The sequence below is a fragment of the Glutamicibacter sp. FBE19 genome (genome assembly GCF_015524875.1).
GTDB classification, from domain to species: domain Bacteria; phylum Actinomycetota; class Actinomycetes; order Actinomycetales; family Micrococcaceae; genus Glutamicibacter; species Glutamicibacter halophytocola.
On sequence record NZ_JACKQN010000008.1, the window covers coordinates 62062 to 79761 of the forward strand.

Here is a 17700-nt window from a genome sequence, read left to right on the forward strand (position 1 = left end):
CATTATGCCAGTGCACAAATCCTTGCCAGCCCAGCCTCCGGCTAGTAGGCGATTTCCTGCCCCTCGATTTCTGCGAACCACTGCACTGTCCCGCCATCCAGGCTGTAAACCGTGCCGGTTCCCGTCTGTTGCCGCGACATATGGCTGGCGGCCTTTCGGGAGCGGACACCGCTCTTGCAAACCATCACGATGATGCCGGCATCGCGTGGTATTAGCGCATGCTCTCCGGCCAGCAATCGGTCCAATGGCACATGAATGCTGTGGGGAATCGCGATGATGTCACGCTCCCACGACTCGCGCACATCAACGACGAGCACCTCGTTGTCCCGTTGCATGGCAGCCAGCTCATGCACGCCCAGGCTGGCGCAAGGTTCTTCAACGGCGCAAGCCACCGGCTGGTACTGGCCCAGCTGGACGACTCGCTCGCGCTGCGGGTCGGCGACAAATTCCAAGGACCGGACACTGGCAGCCAAGGCATCGTAGAGCCAGAGCTTGCCGCTGAGCGTGAGGCCAATACCTGTAATCAGCTTGAGCGCTTCGGTGCTCATTACCGAACCCACCACTCCGCATAGTGCTCCGAAGACACCGCCTTCGGAGCAGCTCGGAACCGAATCAGCATCCGGGATTTCCGGGAAGATATCCCGCAGCATCGGGCCGGTTCGCGGGTCAAAAACCGATACCTGGCCCGAAAACTGGAAGAGCGTGCCCCACACCAGCGGGGTCCCGGTGATTTCGGCAGCGTCGGAGGCGAGGTATCTCGTGGAGAAGTTGTCGCTGCCATCAATGACAAGGTCGTAGGCGGCGAAAAGCTCCAGGGCGTTGTCTTCGCTGAGCCGCTGGTTGAGCGGGTCAATGACGACAGTGCTGTTGTGTTCGGCGGCCAGCCTCTGCACGGAATCGACTTTTGGCCGGCCGACATCGGATTCGCGATGCATGATCTGGCGCTGCAAGTTCGACAGCTCTATCGAGTCATCATCGAGTACGCCGATCCGGCCTACTCCGGCGGCAATCAGATAACTGGCGATGGGACTGCCCAGTCCCCCGGCGCCAATAATCAGGACCTTGGCGTTGATGATGCGCCGTTGGCCCTCTTCGCCTACCCCGGGCAGGGTCAGATGCCGTGAATAGCGGGCCAGCTGCCCCGGATCGATCCCTGAAGCAGGTTCGCAGAGCGGTTGGCGCAGCATTAGAATTCCCCGACCAAGGTTTGCATCATTCCCTGTGCGGGCGAGGAAGCAAGTGCGGTATCGCGTCGTGGAATCCTGCCGGCCAAACGGGCCGCGCGGCCAGCTCGCACAGCGTCCCTCATGGCCGCGGCCATCAGCGGAGCGTTATGCGCGCGAGTCACTGCGCTGGCCAGCAGCACGGCATCGCAGCCTAGTTCCATGGCCAGCGCCGCGTCGGAGGCTGTTCCCACCCCGGCATCCAGGATCACCGGAACATTGGCACGGGAAACAATGGTGGAAATATTGTGCGGGTTCAAAATTCCCAGACCTGAACCGATCGGAGCGCCAGCAGGCATGATAGCTGCCACGCCGGCATCCTGGAGCCGCTGCGCCAGTGCAGGGTCATCATTGGTGTAGGCGAAGACCTGGAATCCATCGGCCACAAGCTGCTCGGTTGCCGAGTACAGTTCCAGCGGATCTGGCAGCAAGGTGTGCTCGTCGGCAATCACTTCAAGTTTGATCCAGTCCGTTTCCAGCGCTTCACGGGCCAGCTGCGCGGTCAGTACCGCATCACGGGCGGTGAAACACCCTGCGGTATTAGGCAAAGGAATGACGTTGTTGCGCTGGAGCAGCTCATAGACATTGCCTGCCCCGGCAGCAGAGAAATGGCGGATGGCAACGGTGGTCAATTCCGTGCCAGAAATGGTGAGCGCGCTATCCAGCGTGGTTAATGAGGTGGCCCCTCCGGTGCCCAGGATAAGCCGCGAGGAAAGGGTGCGCCCGGCGACGACAAAAGGATCGTTGTTGAGATCCAGCTCGGTGAATTCTTGCGATTCCATGCTTAGCCTCCCTGGGCTGCCGTAACGAGTTCTATGCTGTGCCCGTCTTCAAGAGCTTTGCTGTTCCAGCTGCTGCGGGGAACGACTGCGCCGTTCACGGCCGCGGCCACCCCCAGCTTGCTGCCGTCGACTGCTTTTGAATCTGCGTCGAGTTCCTTGCCGATTTGCGCGCTGATGAATTCGCGCAGGCTGGTACCGGCCTCCAGCTGAACTTGCTGGGAATTAAAAATGATGTTGATCGATGTCATCCGAGGGCCTCCAGTGCGGCGGTTGCGGAAAGTGTTGGAAAACGTTGCGGATCAACGTCATTCAACAGTGGATTTCTTTTGTTGTTTTCAGCGAGATCCGCAGTCAGTTCGGATCCCAAGGGGCTGAGCAGCACCCCATGGCGCGAATAGCCAGTGGAGAGCACCAGCCCCGGGTCAATGCGCCCGATCAGCGGGCGGTCATCGGCGGTTGCCGGCCTTGGCCTTGCGATGACTTCGTTCAGCGAGCAGTCGATAATTCCCGGGACAAGCCTGCGGGCGTTGTCGAGCAAGTTGTACATGGCGCCCACATTGACTTCCGGGTTCTGGTCTTCCCGAACGCTGGCGCCGAGCACGAGGCTGCCGTCCTTGCGCGGAACCAGATACACGTTCTGCCGGTGGACAATGCCTCGAATAATCCTGGTCAGCAGGGCGGGGCCTGGCGGGCTTTGAATCCGCAGGATGTCGCCGTGCACCGGGCGCAATGGCAGCTTGCCCAGCCCCTTCACCGTGCCCAGCGCGGTGGCGATAATGGTTTGATCGGCTGCGAAAACTTTTCCTGTGGCCGTGCGAACGGCGCTGGTGCGTGATCCTTCGGTGATCAGCTCTTCGGCCTGCTCATGGACCAGGTCATTGTGGAAGTGCTGGAGCAGGATGCGCACGACGGAACGGGGATCGATCTGGTGGTCCTCAGCGCAGAGCACCGCCCCGGAAATATTGCTGGCCAAGGCTGGTTCCAAGGACCTGGCTTGGCTCGGCAGCAGTTTTTCGGCGGACAATCCCAATGAGCTCTGCAGCTCCACGAGATCGTGGAGCGCTTCGCGGTCGGCAGGTTCTGCCGCGACGACCAGGGTTGAGCTTTGCAGGTAGTCGGGACGCACGCCCGTGGCCGCTTCCAGGCGATCAACGAACTGGGGGTAGCGGGCGCTGGATGCGGACAGCAACTGGTGCAGGGGGCCTTGGCCCCAGACGGTTTCGGCAGCTGGGGCCAGCATCCCGGCCGCTGCGTAGCTGGCGCCCTGGCCAGGTGCCGGGTCGATGATGGTGATGGTGTGGCCGCGTGAACTGAGCTCGAATGCGGTGGCTAGGCCGATGATTCCGGAGCCAACAATGTTGACATGCACAGTGGCACGCTTCCTTCCTACGGCGGCATGACCCGCATCAGGTGTAGCGGTCGGCTCAGTGCCCTCTCAGCCTGGTCGGTTTCAGGCTCCCGCGGAGTATTTGCGATTATAAGCATGAGGCAGCCCTGAAAAGCGAACTGCAGTTGACTTAGTTCCGTCATCTTTTGTGATGTACTTACCGGCATGGCGCAACAGGAATATCCCTCAGAATTGCCCGTCGATTCTCAACTATTCAGAGCGGTTGCCGGTCTGGAACAGCAGCTTCTCAGTGCCTCGCTGCGTGGCAACCGAAAATTGCTTGGCGAAATCCTGCATGAGAACTTCTTCGAAATCGGCGCAAGCGGAAGAACGTACGACAGGGATCAAGTCATGGAATTGCTGGCCACTGAAGATCCTTCCGCTGAGCGGTTGCGCTTTAGCAAGCCCTTGGCCATCCGACTATCAGAAAACCTCATCCAATTGCGCTGGAAGGCCAGCGGCCATCGCCCGGCACTTCGCAGCTCATTATGGTTCCGCGAGCAAGGCAAGTGGCAGATGCTGTTTCACCAAGGCACGCTCACAGGCCACGGCGGAAGCAAGCCTGCAGGGCCTGGCAGCGTCCGGGCAACAGGCGTTGCCGAGGAATTCAGCGTGAGGCAGCTCAGCGCGTTGGACGCGGGCTCCGTATACGAGGCGTTCATTTCCCATCCGGATATGCGGCGCCAAGGCGATGCCGATACGCCGGCAAAAGCACGGGCCTACGTAGATGCCCTGTTGAACGGCGAACAAAGCCAATTCCCGTTGGCGATCACTGCCAATGACCGGTTGATCGGGCTTGTTTGCGGGACGCTGGATCATTCAAATGCCAATGCTTGGATTTGGTACTGGATGCATAAGGAGTATCGCGGTCGTTCGCTCACTACGAGGGCAGTTGCCACACTGGCGAATTATCTTTTTGATGATCTTGATTTCTACCGCTTGGAGCTTGGCCTGCGGGCCAATAATCCCGGTTCACGCAGCGTGGCCGAGAACAATGGTTTTCTGCGTGAAGGAACCGAGCGGGGCAAATTCCTCGTCGATGGTGAACGCATCGACGTCTACACCTACGCCCGGCTAAGAACTGATTTGCCCGGCGCTGTAGCTCCGCTGCCACTTCGCCTGCCCTAGGGCTGGGCCCAGACACAGAAACGCCGCGGAATCCTCGGTGGATTCCGCGACGCTCCTGACGTCCCCTTAGGTTCTGTTCGGGATGTTTATATGCCTGGCGACGCCGGCGGTGCCGGTGGTGCCGAATCCGGGCCGTTGGAGCTCAGCTTGTCGGTATCGATCTTGTTCAGGGTGCGAGCTGCTGCTTCGCGGCCGCCAAGCCCGAAGGCCAGGGCCGCTGCCAGGGCTGCGCCGATGACAATTGCGCCGAAGGCCATGTTGATGATCGAGTCCGCAATGCCCATGTATTTCAGGCCCATTGCAACGAACAGCGCAATGGCCGTGTAGCGGATAATCTTCGACGCAGTGGTGTCGCCCATGAACTTGCCGATCACGTTAGCGACGACGAAGCCTGCGGCAACGATTGCTGCACCGAAGAGGATCTTGCCACCCAGTTCCAGAATCTCATTGAGGATATTGGTGATAGCCGGGAAGTTCAGCATCTGTGCTGCCATCACGCCGAAGAACAGCACGATAGCAATCTTCACGATGCCGGCAATGATGCCCGATGCGCTCTTGCCTTCTGGAACAACGCCCCAGCCGGCAACGACGCGATCAGTGCTTACACCGTGGAGGGTAGACTCCAGCAGCTGTCCAACAAACTTTGCAATCAGGAAGCCAACTGCCAACAGCACCAGTGCCATGATGACCTGTGGGATGGCGGTGAAGACCAGCTGAAGCATTTGCTCAGCAGGCTGCGAAATGGCCGCGATTCCCAGGACCTGCAGTGCAGATATGGCAACAACCAGAAGGATCAGGGCGAAGACGATATTCGCGATGATATCGACGATCTTTGCTTGGGCCTCGCGAGACTGGACTTCATCTACCGGCTCATCGCCTGGAGTCAGCTTGCGGACTAGTCCGCTGAAGTCGACAGTTCCCAGGCCAGTGGTCAATAGCTGACGAACAATGTTTGCGATGACGTAGCCAATGAAGAAGATAAAGCCGGCGCCGATGAGGTTCGGGATGAATGCCATGACTCCGCCGAGCAGGCCCTGAACTGGCGTAAGAACTTCAGAAAGTGCAAAGACCTGAAGGATTGCCACGAGGCCAAAAAGCCAAACAATCAGTCCAGCGACCTTGCCAAGAGATTGGCCTATTTGAGCTCCGTCGTTTCCCTGCTTCTGCAGGAATTTCACCCTGGTCACTAGCTTGGCTGCAGCCCAGCGAACTATTCGCGCCACAAGCCACGTAATGATGAGAATGACTAGCGCAATGGCTACCTTTTGTAGCATTGACGCCCAGTCGATGTTGCCTAAGACGTTCTCAGTTTGCATGTCTGCTCCTTCAACGTAGGGACACCACGACCCTACGATGAAGGAACAGCTCTGACTAGGGTAAAGAGTTGATTTTATAGCCTGATTCATTGGAGTTACACAGCTCCAACTGCGAAAACCGCATCTTCCAGACAAGGATTCAACTAAAACCGCAGAAAGTGATTTCAAACACTACTGAAATGCAAAAAATTCGAAAGTTCCCAAATCGTCTATTCCGTGAATTTCCTTGGAGTGACTTGTAGTTTCTACGTTCCAGCGCTAGCTCACGAGTAGAAAAGTTGAGCTTTAACTATTTATTCAACTACTTCGCTGACGACCGAAGCCCCGAGTTCGACCGTGCGTGAGACAGTGCAGTATTTATCGTGCGACAACTTCACGATTCGCTCGACCATGCTGGCTGCTTTGCGTCCCTCTTCAGTATCAGGGAATTTCAAATCGAACCCGAGATGAATGTCATCCATGCGGCTGGCACCGTCTTCGGAAATCTTGTAGCCGCTGGCGCGCACATCAAATTTCTCTGGTTCGCTGCGACGAGTCGTCGCTACATCTACATCGATTGACGAGCAGCCGGCAATAGCTGCGAGCATCAGCTCCACCGGTGTCAGCAGTCCATCACCCTGGCCAAATTCAACGCTTGCCCCTGTTGCAAGGCTGGTGGCTGTGTACTTGCTCGATTCGGTGCGCTGAACAATAACTTCGCGAATTTCTCGGCTGTTTTCACTCATGAAACTATCGTGCCACGTTATCCACTCGTGAGAAGTCATACCGCCATAAAAGCCGCGGTGAAGACTCTTGAACGGCAATTGGCACCTGCCGGAACCCGCAGTTTTGGAAAAATTCAATGGCAAGTGTCCGTTGCGCGTCCAAATGAACGCCAGCTTCCGGGCTGTGTTCGATGATGTGGCTCAGGAGCAATCTGCCCACTCCATGGTGGCGATCAGCATGCCTCACCCAAAGAATTTCAATTTCCGAATCATTCCAAGCGGCGAAACCCTGAATCTGATCGCCTTGTTGGGCAATTCGCACGTGCAAAGTTTGCGAATATATGGATTCCAGAGCCGTGGCTACGGCATCGAGGTCATGTGCCGAGAGGAAATCAAGGCGGCATTCAACAGAGCTTTTCCAGACATCTAACAAGTCCGGAACTTCATCGATGCTCGTCCATTCGCGAAGGACAATCGAGTCTTCCATGAGCTGATTCCTGCTTTCGAACAACTAACCACCATGCTTGAAGGAAATCTAATCCCAGATCAGACTTTACTCAACAACTATTTTCAAGAATCAATCGGATTAGTAGTGGTAGACAGAGATAATCCAGGCTGCTACTTCGACAAAGGCAAACGCTGGACTCGTTCTGCCCAAGCCCGAATTTCGTGCGCCACTAGCGCCGGTTGCTCAATATGCACGTTGTGCCCAGCCGATTCAATAATCTTTAAATGCAAATCCGGGTAGCGCAATGTTAATCGTTGAGGATCTTCGAATCCGGTGACATGATCATCCCTGCCGCAGACGATTGAGACTGGAATGGAGAGTTGATTCTCCCGATGAAGCGGCAGCGGTTCAAGGAAATAGCGCTTGGCAAGTTTGGCCATGGCCCTCAAATTAGCCGACAAAACTCCGGGCAGAACCCATTTCGAGAATTCTTCCCATGCATCCCGAGTTTGGATGACGGCAACATCGGCGAATAGCTCAGCGTCTCTCTTGCTCAGGGACAGAAACAATTCCTGATCGTGGATTGCGACAGCACGTTCTGGAAGCGTCCGCTGCTCGCTATCCGGGTACACCGCCGGAGCAATGAGGAATATCCCTTGCACAGCATCCTCAAATCTGTCAGCGATCTCTTGGCATAGGAGCCCGCCCATTGAATTGCCCAGTACAGCGAACGGCCCATCGCCGATGATGGAATGAATTTCGCTCTCCAGCCAAACCGCGAGCTCAGGAAGTCCTCCAGCATTGGAAAGTGGATCGCTTTCCCCGAAGCCAGGCAAGTCGATGTAGTGGCGTTCGAAGATCCCGCTTTCGGCGAGCGCCCCGTCCAGCGGCAACAGGATCCGGTGATCGACACCATTACCGTGAATCATGAATAGCGGTAAACCACTGCCGTGGATCTCGTGCATCGGGTGTCGCTCATTTCCTTCGTCGGTGCTGGTCCAGGCTTGCTGGGACAGGACCGTGGCCAAGCATTCAATTGGTGGTCCTGGCCCTTCCAATACGCGTGGTTCTCAACCTCTCGCTACTCTTGCCCGGCAGCGACATGGATTTTTGGCAATCTGCTATGGCTGGCTGTTGGCGGCAGGGGCAGGCAAGATGCAGAATTCGTTTCCCGACGGATCCAAAAATACTCGCCAGGGAACCTCGCCCCATTTGTGATCGAGTTCAGTTCCACCCTGTTCTTGAACCATTTCCACAATCTGATTGGGGTCATCTCCCGGCTCCAGCCGCAGATCGAGATGGACCGAAGACTTGGCTGCGGTTTTAGGCTGCATTTCGGGAACTAGCCTGATTAGCGCTCCGGTACCGCTAGGGTGCACCAGAACGGTCGGGTCCTGGGAATCGGTGCGGAAACCGGTGAGATTTGCCCAAAACTGCGCGTCGCGTTCTGGATTGGCGCTGCGCAATTCCACGGCGAATAAATTCAGCGGACGCGCTCTTTCGGCAGAGCCATTCAGGACGAAGTACTGCCGGCCTGCGATGTCATTGCGCTCTTCGCGAGGCGGATTCTTCTTGCCAGCATCCGATGATGCGATACGGCTGCTGGAAGCTAATACCGGAAAGACACGTTGTGAAGCGGGTTCGGGATCGCTGACCGTGGGAAAACATAAATCCAGATATCGTCCGCCGGAAAATTGAAGCCGGGTTTCTAGCCCTCCTTCGTTGTCCGTAAAGGTTTCGGTATCCAGCAGTTCTTCCCAATACTTGCCCTGCTCGTGTGGCATCGCAGCATCAAAAACCAGGTTCTCCCAGTACATCTAGCCTCACTCATTCTTGTGCCGGCAGCTGGCACCTTTCCAGCGGCCTATTGGCCCGCCGCACCCAACTTCATTGCGGCGGGACCAAATCCAGCGGTGACTATTCTCTAGCTCGGGCGCCACGCGCTGAGCTGCTGGGAAGAAACTTCGGCCAGCCATTTTTGCCATAGCGGCCCGAAACTCACACGCCGCACGCCAAGTTTGCGCAAAGCCGAAAGGTCCCCGGCGGCGTGTGCTGTGACCGGGTGAGCCGTGACATTCACGGGAATCGAGACAGCTTGCACTGCTTGTTCCACCTGATCTGCTGTTGAGAGGGCCACCGGGTAAACGCTGCGGGCACCGGCTTGTTCAAGCAGCTTGATTCGCTCTATAGCTTCAGCCAATGGGTCAGCGAAGTGCTCGGTGAGTTTCACTGCGTCGGTGCGCCCATTGATCACAAAATCCACACCGGCTGCATCCGCGGCTGCTCGAACGCCATGGATGTAGTCTGCATGTTCTTGGCGGGCACGCACGCGTTTGCCCTCCCTGTGCACGACATCTTCAATATTGACCCCCACCGCACCTGCCGCGAATACACGCTCGAACAATTCTTGCGGGCTCAGGCCATATCCGGATTCCACGTCTGCGCTCACGGGCACGTCCACGGCCGAGGTGATGCGCTGGACTACAGCAAGGTAGTCGGCAAAATCCATCTTTTCCCCATCAGCACTCCCGATGGAATCTGCGACCGGATGGCTGCCAATCGTCAAGCTGGCAAACCCGGCATCGGCGGCCAATGCGGCACTGAAGGTATCCCACACTGTGGGCATGACGAGAAGATCACCAGATTCGTGCTGGTTCGCCAGTGTCCGGGCACGTTCTTTAAAATCCGACAAAGCTGCCTCCTGAAGAAAGTGGTTCGAGCCCAGTCTACGGAGCCTGAACCACTTGCCAACAGGTCAACAGCAATTTTTCAGCCTCAGGCTGATGCAGCCACCTGGGCTAGCGGCTTGACCATAATCAAACACGGGGTCCCAGCTCCCCAAAGCTCCGTTTCTTCCAGTGAGAGGAACCCCAGCTTTTCGTAGAATCGCCTCGTCTTGGCATAGCCGGCATCAGGATGCGAAGCACCTAGCGTCTTGACCTGGATCAGCCGCACGTTCCCGGCGAGCGCGTCGCGCTCAATGGCCGCAACAAGTTCGCTGCCGATTCCTAGTCCATGGTGCGCCCGATCCACCACGATCAGGTGAATCTCGACGGCTTGTGGAAAGTGGCGATCTACCAGGGCCACTGCGAGAACCTGCTGCTTGGTGTCGCGAACTGTCCAGGTTTCCTTGGAACTCGCTGCCCGGATGTATTGCGCGTTGGATTCTGGCTGGGCAAACCATTCGGGAACACTGGCTAGCAGGCGTGCAACGTCCTCCGGCACGGGTTCATCACGCTTCGCAATAATTTCGCTGGGATTCACTGGTCCATTGCCCCTTCACCGGATTCAGGCGCTTTCAAGGCATAAACCAGTGACTCTTTCCTTCCTCCAACGGTCGGTTCAGTGGCCATTCGGCGCTGGACGAATCTAAATCCAGATTTTTCCATGACGCGAATGGAGGCAGCATTCCCGGGGTCGCAGGTGGCTTCAACCCTGGTGAGACCCAATTTTTCGAACCCCAGCTTGAGCAGCAAATTTGCAACTTCAGTAGCAAAACCTTGACCCCAATATTCCTGGTTCAGGGTATAGCCCATCGCCCCTGCCTTTTGCGTTTCGCCGGTTCGCCAAATGGCGGCGGAACCTATGACCTTCCCCGCCACCATCACTGCCGCCATGATGCGTCCGGGTTGCCGTTCCATCGCGTCGGCGAGGAACTCCTCGGTTTCAGCGAGAGTGTTTGGCCCCCAGGTGCTATAGCGGCAGACCTCGGGATTTGATGTGTAGGCGTGAACAGCATCAAGATCGCTCCTGAGGAATTCTGCGAGCTCGACTCTTCGGCCAATGGCCACAACTTGCCGGGATCCGGCTGGAGCCGATGCCGGTCTTTGCTTGTATTGGCCTTCAGATCCAGATTTGATGACTCATTCCTTTAGTTTGTCGGGGCGTTTGGGGATGAAGCGCCGCAGCCTGGCGCCAGCTTCGGGGCCGGACCCTATCTGATTCCACAGCTTACCTGTGAGGATATTTCGTTGCTGTTAAGCGCGTTTGAGATTCTGAGTTGTTTTTGGAATCGTGGCACCCACATGCCCTGACCTTGGTATGTCCGCAACCGGAAGGAGAGCCACCGTGCTCGCACTGACCGATCAAGCAGCATCCATCGTGACCGCTATCGTCACCAACCAGTCCGAGGCCGAAAAGGCTGGCCTGCGCATCCACCAGGCAGAAAAGACCAGCACGCCTGAGGAAGCAGCATTTGCCATTCAGATCGTTCCCGAGCCAGAGGAAACTGATACGGTTATTTCCGGCGAAGGCAGCCCGGTCTACCTTGATGAACTAGTGGCCGACGAGCTAGACGACAAGGTACTGGACGCCGCCGTTGATGAACAGGGAAGCGTCAGCTTCCAAATCCTCGTCCAGAACTGACCCACTCTGGCTGGGAACCCCAAATGCTTCCAATGGGAGCCGCCTGTTCTGGCGGCTCCCATTGATTTTGAAGTTCATGTTCGGTTGATTCGCGCATTGCCGGGTTCCGGTAAAGAATGGCCTCATGCCATTTGCCGATCAACTCATTGGCGTTCCTGTCGCCAAGCAACTTATCCGCGAGCTGCAGGACGCTGCCCCTGGGCATGCCTTGAGCTCCCTGAACGCTGCAACAAAAAGCCTGCCTGATTTGAGTTTGCGGGAACGCTCAGATGCACTTCGCGACGGGCTCCTGGCGGACTTCCCGGAGAGCTACTCACAGCTCGCCGACGTCATCAAGGCAGCAGCACATGAATCGCCGTCCTTCACCGGTTGGATGATCTGGCCGGTCACCTCGGCCCTGGCCACTCGTGCGGCGAGTGAAAGTACGCAGACCGCGTTCGAGGATGCAATGGACATGATGGCCTTGCTCACCCCTCGCTTGAGCTCAGAATTCGCAATCCGCGTCCTGCTCAAGCACGACCTTGAGGCAGCCCTGCGTTTTGCACAGCAGTGGACTGCCTCGCCCGATGAGCATGTGAGGCGGCTGGCCAGTGAGGGAACCCGCCCGTATTTGCCATGGGCTGCTCGTGTCCCGCAAATCGTCAAGAATCCCACGCTCACCATTCCAGTCTTGGACGCCCTGTACCGAGATCCAAGCGAGTATGTTCGACGTTCGGTCGCAAATCATCTCAATGATCTGAGCCGCCACGATCCCGAGCTGGTCCTGCACACCGCACAGCGTTGGTTGCGGGCTTCAGATTCGACCACTTTGGCCGTGGTGAAGCACGGACTTCGGACCCTGGTCAAGCGCGGCAATCCTGAAGCCTTGGCATTGCTCGGCTTTGGCACCCCGACCGTGGAGATCGACGGTCCGCACATTGCCCAACCGCAGGTGCCATGGGGCGCAGAAGTCACTTTCAGCGCGACCGTGCGCAACACCGGCACTGAGCCAATGCCCCTTGCCATCGACTACGTGCTGCACCACCGCAAGGCCAACGGATCAACAACTGCCAAGGTCTTCAAGCTCACCACACGCACCCTGTCCCCCGGCGAAGAATTGGAGATCAATCGGTCCCATTCGTTCAGGGCGATTACCACCCGGCGCTATTACCCCGGCACCCACTCGGTGGCCCTTCAAGTCAATGGGTTGCCTACCCGAAAAACAGACTTTGAGCTGATGGCTGCTTTAACCGACTAGCGGCACTGGCGAGCCATCGGCGCATGGAGGGCAACTGGCGGTGAAGAGCAGGTTTTTGTCGAGCGCTTCTCTTGTATTTTTGCCTCCAGTAGACGATTGTTCATGTTAGGAGCAAAGGAGCGCACCGTGGCCATGGAAGCAGCAAGTCGCAACGATTGGGCCACTGTCCCGAACGCGATCACGCTGCTTCGTTTCTTCCTTGTCATCCCAATCTGCATTTTTTTGATCTCTGATACACGTCCGACGTTAACTGCAGTACTATTGCTGGCCTTTGGGCTCAGCGATTGGGTGGACGGGTTTATTGCTCGCAAATTCTCCCAAGTCTCGCCCCTGGGCATACTGCTTGATCCCATAGCTGATCGCCTGGGAATTGTCGCTATCGCCGTGGCCCTCGTTGCCGGTGGATTCATCCCAGTGTGGATCGGTGTGGTGATTTTCTTTACCGACTTGGTCTTGCTCTGCGCCTACTTTTTCCTGCGGTTGAGCGAACCGCCAAGTTCAACTCTCCTCGGCAAGTTCCGGACAGCATTGATCATGCTGGGACTGGCCTTCGTCGCGGCCGGACGGATTGACCAACTCTCCCTCTTCTATGTTCCAGGCATCTATATCCTCTATGCCGGGGCACTGCTGCACATCGTGGTGGGATTCGGCTACCTCCGGTACATGCGAAGTGAAGCCAGAACCGCCAACCGCCCCGGCAAAGAGACCAAGCCCTAGGGGTCTATGCGGTGCCCATGCCCCGGCAGGAAATGTGGAACGAGAATAGGCACTTCAGCGTCCGCCGCTCGGATCTTGAACTCGCGCTTGCACCGCCACAGGGCATCGATGCGAAATGATCCGATCCTGTTGCTGGATTATTCTCCGGCCAACAGGGTCAATTCCTGGATTTTGGGTTTCCACAACGCCGCCCGCGCTGCAGTGAACTCCAGCTGATGCTCGCTCCCCAGCTCATCTAGCGCCCTGACGTAGTCCGGAACAATTTCTCTCGGAATCCGCAATCCCATGGTGAGGTGCGGTATCCACCGTGGACCGCGCCCGTGGATATTCAGCGCGCTGATTTCCCTGGCTGCGATTTCAAGGTCATCGGTGGTTTCCATGAGCCACGCAACGGTCTGCTTGCGCTTGGTTCCAAAAACCACGGTGCCAACGCGTCGAAGACTAGCCGGAACGGCCGCTGGAAGCAGTTGAGCCGCACGCAGCGCGACTTCATCAGATAGTTCCGGTGCAAAGGTGATACTGATGTGCGGAGTTTGATTTTGCCTAGGAAATCCACGCGATTCCAGGTCAGCAAAGATTCCCCGAAGCTGCTCTTCTTCCTGCGCTTCCAGGTACAACAGAATATTCTCAGGTGATCTGCTCATCGTCCTACATCCGGCTACGCATTGCAGCGGTAGCGTCCTTCGGCCATCTGACGAGCTCCTTCATCCGTGGGACCGTAATTTGCAATCTTTTCATTCCACGCCGCAAGTTCTTGAACAAAACTACGCCCAGCGTTCACGGAAACCTGTCGGCGCATTTGCTGCCGAGAACAAGGCAGCTGGCTCATGGTTCCCCTGCTGTGATGATAGCAAGCACCCGGAGAGCGGAAAGTGCAAGGAATGCCGCGGCCCCTTGGTTGACGGTGCGGCCGATCAGGGACAGGATGAGCCTTGGAAGCACCGCTTCCAAAGACATCGGACGACCCCAGGCAGCCGCAGATTCGCAATCATCCAATGAGGTGCTCCAGACATGGCAACATATGCAATCAATGGTGTTCAACTAGGCGCGGAAAGCTTTGGCGACCCCGCCGATCCCCTCGTGCTATGCGTTGGCGGGACGACCATGCTCTCGTGGCCTGATCCGCTGTGCGAAGCGCTGTCCTCTTCCGGCCGGCACGTGGTCCGCTACGACCTGCGAGATAGTGGCCAATCGACAACGCTGGACCCGATGAATCCCTCATATACCTTGCGCGATCTGGCCAACGATGCTGCATCGCTTGCCCAGGCCTTGGACCAGCGGCGGGCACACCTGGCCGGCATCGGTGTAGGTGGCATGGTTGCGCAAGTTGCCGCCTTGGAGCATCCCGAAGCGTTCTCGGCGCTCACCCTGTATGGGACACGGCCTGTCGCACCAGGCCCGGTAGATGACGATCTTCCGGATCATGACCAAGCCACCATAGGCCAATTGTTTTCTCGCCCGATGCCGGATTGGGCCGATCGCGAGGCAGTGGCCGAGCATGCTGCGCAGGCCGCCAGCATCTTGGGCAATGATCCACACGAGGCCCGGCGCCTGTCAGCGCGCATTTGGGACCGCACGCCAGATCCTTCCGCGTCCATCCACATGGCCAACCAGCTTGGCATGGTCTTTTCACGGCTCGACTGCACTCCGCGTTGGCGCGAACGCCTCGGCGAGATCACGCAATCAACGCTGGTAGTCCACGGAGCCAAGGACCCGTTCTTTCCAGCCGGCAATGGGCAGGCCTTGGCACGCGAGATTCCCCAGGCCAGATTGCTTGTGCTGGAGCAGGCATCTACTGCGCTTCCTGGGCCAGCGGTTTCCCAGGTCGCCCAGGCAATGCTTGAGCTGACCGCCCTGCCCTAGACAATGGCCACGCTCTTGGGCATTGTTGTTCAAGCAACCACCAATGACTTGAGCATTTTCTGGAGGAACCTCATGGCCGAGGCTTACATCATCGATGCATTGCGCACTCCAGTAGGACGGCGCGGAAAGTCGCTCGCGGATCTGCATTCATTGGATCTCGCTGCGGCTCCGCTCGCCGAACTTGTCCAGCGCAATAACGTTGATTCCAAGGAATATGACGAGATCATTCTCGGCTGCATCGACCAAGTTGGCCCGCAAGCCATGGACATCGCTCGCAACGCATGGCTCGCTGCCGGGCTGTCCGAAGAAGTCCCGGGAACCACTGTGGAACGCCAATGCGGCTCCGGCCAACAGGCAGTCTCCAATGCGGCCCAAGCGGTGATGAGCGGCAGCAGCGATCTTGTGGTGGCTGGCGGTGTCCAATCGATGTCCAGCATCCCGCTTTCCTATTCCAACTCCGCAGCTGCAGATTTCGGATTCCCGGACCCTTATCGCGGTTCCAAGCTCTGGGCCACCCGCTACGGCGATCAGGAGATCTCGCAGTTTCGTGGTGCGGAAATGATGACCAAGCATTGGGGATTATCGCGCGAACAGCTCGAGGACTTCGCTGTCGGCTCCCACGAACGGGCGCTCAAAGCCCAGGCGCTTGGATACTTTGACCGTGAGATCCTGGCTCTGGGCCAGTTGCAGGCGGATGAAGGCCCCAGGGCTGTGGATCGCGGCAAGATGGCCAGCTTGTCCCCCATAGTCGAAGGCGGACTGCATACAGCTGCCACTGCTTCGCAAATGTCTGATGGCGCGGCCATGCTCCTGATTGCCTCGGAAGCCGCGGTCAAGCGATACGGCTTGAAGCCACGAGCTCGCATCCACCATGTTTCCGCGCGGGGCGATGATCCAATCATGATGCTCTCAGCACCAATTCGCGCCACCAAATATGCGCTGGAACGCACGGGCATGTCTTTAAAGGACATGGACCGCATTGAAATCAATGAAGCGTTCGCAGCGGTCGTCCTGGCATGGCAGAAGGAAACAGGCGCGGACATGTCCAAGGTCAATGTCAACGGCGGTGCCATCGCCCTAGGCCATCCCATCGGCGCCACCGGGGCCCGCTTGATGACCTCGTTGCTGCATGAGCTGGAACGCAGCGGCACCAAGTGGGGCCTGCAAACGATGTGCGAAGGTGGCGGGCAGGCAAACGTCACCATCATTGAACGGCTATAGCGTTGCGCCGGAGCGGAATCATCTGCGGGCCATATGCGCCGCGGGGAAAGGGCAGAAATCGTGACCACTGATCCTTGGAAAACCTACGACCTGAGCCAGCCGCTGGACACCGACTATCTATCGGCCTTCGCAGGAATCACCCCGGCGGACCGGGGCCATTGGCAGCGGGCCCGGCTATTTGCCCAGGAAGTCATCCCGGTCATCAATGGGCACTGGGAAGCAGCGCACTATCCAACGCAATTGGTCCGGCGGATGGGCGAGTTGGATCTGCTGACCGATGGCCTGGAGATTCCCGGTCATGCGGTGTTCTCCCCGCTTGCCGCAGGCCTGGTGGCCATGGAGATTTCCCGGGCGGACGGATCGATGGCCGCCGCCGCCGGAGTGCAGGGTGGACTGGTTCTGCGCAGCTTGAAGCTCTTCGGCACCGCGGAACAACAAGAGCGCTATCTCGAACCGGTCGCCACCGGAACACTCCTGGGCGGATTTGCGCTCACCGAGCCACACCATGGTTCTGACTCCGTGAGCTTGGAAACCAGCGCTCGCTTGCAAGGCGACCAGTGGATTCTCAACGGCCACAAGAAATGGATTGGCAATGGAGCAGCGGGCGGCATCACCATTGTGTGGGCCCGGGACCAAGCCGACGGGCAAATCAAGGGATTCATCGTTGAGCAGCAAGCTCCGGGATATGAGGCCGCCCCCGTTCGCGGCAAGGGCGTGCTCAGGGCCATCGAGCAAGCGGAGATCAGGCTCCACGAGGTGCGCGTGCCGCGTTCTGCCCTGCTGGCCAACGCGGTTTCATTCAAGGATGTATCGAAGGCGCTGGTTGATACCCGGGTCAACGTGGGCTGGTCGGCGCTGGGCCACGCATTATTTGTATTTGAAGCCGCGCTTCAGTATGCCAAGCAGCGCGAACAGTTCGGCAAGCCGCTGGGCGCCCATCAAATGGTGCAAGAACGCCTGGCACAAATGCTCGCGGAGCTGACCAACATGCAGCTGCAGTGCGCCGCGGTGGCGGCCGAACAAGCCGCTGGCAGGCTTCGGCCGGCACAGGCCTCATTGCTCAAGTACCACAACACCCGTGCCGCCCGGCGCGTCGCGGCGACGGCGAGGGACATGCTCGGCGGCAACGGGATACTGCTGGAAAACCATGTGATCCGCCATGTGGGTGACATCGAAGCGCTGCATACCTATGAAGGCACCGAATCGGTGCAGGCGCTGATCTTGGGCCGCGATCTGACCGGGATGAGCGCGTTCGGCTGAAACCGCCAGCCTTGATCGCCTACGATGAGCTGTACCGTCGAAGTTCTAG

Annotated in this window: 20 protein-coding genes and 1 riboswitch; of the genes, 7 read left to right on the plus strand and 13 right to left on the minus strand. The window is 58.0% G+C overall.

Features of this window, described 5'->3' with window-relative positions; genetic code table 11:
• Positions 1 to 41: 41 nt before the first annotated feature.
• The 4 genes from H6F58_RS13040 to thiO form a co-directional block, all read right to left on the minus strand.
• Positions 42 to 1187 carry a ThiF family adenylyltransferase gene (locus H6F58_RS13040; protein ID WP_195181913.1) on the minus strand — a complete coding sequence of 382 codons (1146 nt, stop codon included), beginning with the start codon at positions 1185 to 1187 and terminating at the stop codon, positions 42 to 44.
• Positions 1187 to 2005, minus strand: a complete 819-nt coding sequence (locus H6F58_RS13045; protein ID WP_146275530.1) for a thiazole synthase — start codon at positions 2003 to 2005, stop codon at positions 1187 to 1189. Before H6F58_RS13045 ends, H6F58_RS13040 begins: the two co-directional genes overlap by 1 nt.
• Before the next feature lie 2 nt (positions 2006 to 2007).
• Complete coding sequence (gene thiS / locus H6F58_RS13050; protein ID WP_146275532.1) at positions 2008 to 2253, minus strand: sulfur carrier protein ThiS; 246 nt, start codon at positions 2251 to 2253, stop codon at positions 2008 to 2010.
• On the minus strand, positions 2250 to 3374 hold the full coding sequence (gene thiO, locus H6F58_RS13055; RefSeq protein ID WP_195181914.1) for a glycine oxidase ThiO: 1125 nt from the start codon (positions 3372 to 3374) through the stop codon (positions 2250 to 2252). The genes thiS and thiO overlap by 4 nt, the downstream gene beginning before the upstream one ends.
• Positions 3372 to 3477: riboswitch (TPP riboswitch) on the minus strand. Its footprint overlaps the gene before it by 3 nt.
• Before the next feature lie 80 nt (positions 3478 to 3557).
• Between thiO and H6F58_RS13060 the strand changes: the two genes are divergently transcribed.
• Positions 3558 to 4520, plus strand: coding sequence for a GNAT family N-acetyltransferase (locus H6F58_RS13060; protein ID WP_195181915.1), 963 nt, complete (start codon positions 3558 to 3560; stop codon positions 4518 to 4520).
• A gap of 86 nt (positions 4521 to 4606) precedes the next feature.
• On the opposite strand, the gene H6F58_RS13065 is transcribed toward H6F58_RS13060, so the two are convergent.
• The 8 genes from H6F58_RS13065 to H6F58_RS13100 form a co-directional block, all read right to left on the minus strand.
• Entirely contained in the window at positions 4607 to 5836 is a 1230-nt protein-coding gene (locus H6F58_RS13065) for a mechanosensitive ion channel (RefSeq protein WP_195181916.1), read from the minus strand.
• A gap of 293 nt (positions 5837 to 6129) precedes the next feature.
• Entirely contained in the window at positions 6130 to 6561 is a 432-nt protein-coding gene (locus H6F58_RS13070; protein WP_060702073.1) for an OsmC family protein, read from the minus strand.
• Positions 6562 to 6565: 4 nt separating this feature from the next.
• Positions 6566 to 7027 carry a GNAT family N-acetyltransferase gene (locus H6F58_RS13075; protein ID WP_195181917.1) on the minus strand — a complete coding sequence of 154 codons (462 nt, stop codon included), beginning with the start codon at positions 7025 to 7027 and terminating at the stop codon, positions 6566 to 6568.
• A 131-nt stretch (positions 7028 to 7158) separates the two neighbouring features.
• Positions 7159 to 7953: an alpha/beta hydrolase gene (locus H6F58_RS13080; protein ID WP_195181918.1), complete on the minus strand. Its 795-nt coding sequence runs from the start codon at positions 7951 to 7953 to the stop codon at positions 7159 to 7161.
• Positions 7954 to 8109: 156 nt separating this feature from the next.
• Positions 8110 to 8805 carry a VOC family protein gene (locus tag H6F58_RS13085; protein WP_195181919.1) on the minus strand — a complete coding sequence of 232 codons (696 nt, stop codon included), beginning with the start codon at positions 8803 to 8805 and terminating at the stop codon, positions 8110 to 8112.
• A 107-nt stretch (positions 8806 to 8912) separates the two neighbouring features.
• Entirely contained in the window at positions 8913 to 9680 is a 768-nt protein-coding gene (locus H6F58_RS13090; protein WP_195181920.1) for an isocitrate lyase/phosphoenolpyruvate mutase family protein, read from the minus strand.
• An 83-nt stretch (positions 9681 to 9763) separates the two neighbouring features.
• Positions 9764 to 10252 (minus strand): GNAT family N-acetyltransferase, encoded by a 489-nt coding sequence (locus tag H6F58_RS13095; RefSeq protein ID WP_195181921.1) that lies wholly within the window; start codon positions 10250 to 10252, stop codon positions 9764 to 9766.
• The gene (locus H6F58_RS13100) at positions 10249 to 10779 is read right to left on the minus strand and encodes a GNAT family N-acetyltransferase (protein ID WP_195181922.1); all 531 of its coding nucleotides are present in this window, start codon (positions 10777 to 10779) and stop codon (positions 10249 to 10251) included. Before H6F58_RS13100 ends, H6F58_RS13095 begins: the two co-directional genes overlap by 4 nt.
• A gap of 277 nt (positions 10780 to 11056) precedes the next feature.
• Here H6F58_RS13100 and H6F58_RS13105 point away from each other — a divergent pair, with 277 nt between their 5' ends.
• The 3 genes from H6F58_RS13105 (at position 11057) to H6F58_RS13115 (ending at position 13307) form a co-directional block, all read left to right on the plus strand.
• Positions 11057 to 11353, plus strand: a complete 297-nt coding sequence (locus H6F58_RS13105) for a hypothetical protein (protein WP_060702080.1) — start codon at positions 11057 to 11059, stop codon at positions 11351 to 11353.
• Positions 11354 to 11477: 124 nt separating this feature from the next.
• Complete coding sequence (locus tag H6F58_RS13110) at positions 11478 to 12590, plus strand: DNA alkylation repair protein (RefSeq protein WP_195181923.1); 1113 nt, start codon at positions 11478 to 11480, stop codon at positions 12588 to 12590.
• A gap of 102 nt (positions 12591 to 12692) precedes the next feature.
• The gene (locus tag H6F58_RS13115; protein ID WP_195181924.1) at positions 12693 to 13307 is read left to right on the plus strand and encodes a CDP-alcohol phosphatidyltransferase family protein; all 615 of its coding nucleotides are present in this window, start codon (positions 12693 to 12695) and stop codon (positions 13305 to 13307) included.
• Between the two features lie 137 nt (positions 13308 to 13444).
• On the opposite strand, the gene H6F58_RS13120 is transcribed toward H6F58_RS13115, so the two are convergent.
• Positions 13445 to 13951, minus strand: a complete 507-nt coding sequence (locus tag H6F58_RS13120; protein WP_195181925.1) for a 2'-5' RNA ligase — start codon at positions 13949 to 13951, stop codon at positions 13445 to 13447.
• Positions 13952 to 14318: 367 nt separating this feature from the next.
• Between H6F58_RS13120 and H6F58_RS13125 the strand changes: the two genes are divergently transcribed.
• From H6F58_RS13125 to H6F58_RS13135, 3 genes are all read left to right on the plus strand, one after another.
• On the plus strand, positions 14319 to 15170 hold the full coding sequence (locus H6F58_RS13125; RefSeq protein ID WP_060702084.1) for an alpha/beta hydrolase: 852 nt from the start codon (positions 14319 to 14321) through the stop codon (positions 15168 to 15170).
• Positions 15171 to 15242: 72 nt separating this feature from the next.
• Complete coding sequence (locus tag H6F58_RS13130; RefSeq protein ID WP_060703427.1) at positions 15243 to 16391, plus strand: acetyl-CoA C-acetyltransferase; 1149 nt, start codon at positions 15243 to 15245, stop codon at positions 16389 to 16391.
• A 60-nt stretch (positions 16392 to 16451) separates the two neighbouring features.
• Positions 16452 to 17651 (plus strand): acyl-CoA dehydrogenase family protein, encoded by a 1200-nt coding sequence (locus H6F58_RS13135; RefSeq protein ID WP_348536398.1) that lies wholly within the window; start codon positions 16452 to 16454, stop codon positions 17649 to 17651.
• Positions 17652 to 17700 lie beyond the last annotated feature (49 nt).

Coding starts and splice junctions, on each gene's coding strand:
- H6F58_RS13040 (WP_195181913.1), bottom strand. CDS start 1,187: ATGCTGCGCCAACCGCTCTGCGAACCTGCTTCAGGGATCGATCCGGGG.
- H6F58_RS13045 (WP_146275530.1), bottom strand. CDS start 2,005: ATGGAATCGCAAGAATTCACCGAGCTGGATCTCAACAACGATCCTTTT.
- thiS (WP_146275532.1), bottom strand. CDS start 2,253: ATGACATCGATCAACATCATTTTTAATTCCCAGCAAGTTCAGCTGGAG.
- H6F58_RS13060 (WP_195181915.1), top strand. CDS start 3,558: ATGGCGCAACAGGAATATCCCTCAGAATTGCCCGTCGATTCTCAACTA.
- H6F58_RS13065 (WP_195181916.1), bottom strand. CDS start 5,836: ATGCAAACTGAGAACGTCTTAGGCAACATCGACTGGGCGTCAATGCTA.
- H6F58_RS13070 (WP_060702073.1), bottom strand. CDS start 6,561: ATGAGTGAAAACAGCCGAGAAATTCGCGAAGTTATTGTTCAGCGCACC.
- H6F58_RS13075 (WP_195181917.1), bottom strand. CDS start 7,027: ATGGAAGACTCGATTGTCCTTCGCGAATGGACGAGCATCGATGAAGTT.
- H6F58_RS13080 (WP_195181918.1), bottom strand. CDS start 7,953: ATGCACGAGATCCACGGCAGTGGTTTACCGCTATTCATGATTCACGGT.
- H6F58_RS13085 (WP_195181919.1), bottom strand. CDS start 8,805: ATGTACTGGGAGAACCTGGTTTTTGATGCTGCGATGCCACACGAGCAG.
- H6F58_RS13110 (WP_195181923.1), top strand. CDS start 11,478: ATGCCATTTGCCGATCAACTCATTGGCGTTCCTGTCGCCAAGCAACTT.
- H6F58_RS13115 (WP_195181924.1), top strand. CDS start 12,693: ATGTTAGGAGCAAAGGAGCGCACCGTGGCCATGGAAGCAGCAAGTCGC.
- H6F58_RS13120 (WP_195181925.1), bottom strand. CDS start 13,951: ATGAGCAGATCACCTGAGAATATTCTGTTGTACCTGGAAGCGCAGGAA.
- H6F58_RS13125 (WP_060702084.1), top strand. CDS start 14,319: ATGGCAACATATGCAATCAATGGTGTTCAACTAGGCGCGGAAAGCTTT.
- H6F58_RS13130 (WP_060703427.1), top strand. CDS start 15,243: ATGGCCGAGGCTTACATCATCGATGCATTGCGCACTCCAGTAGGACGG.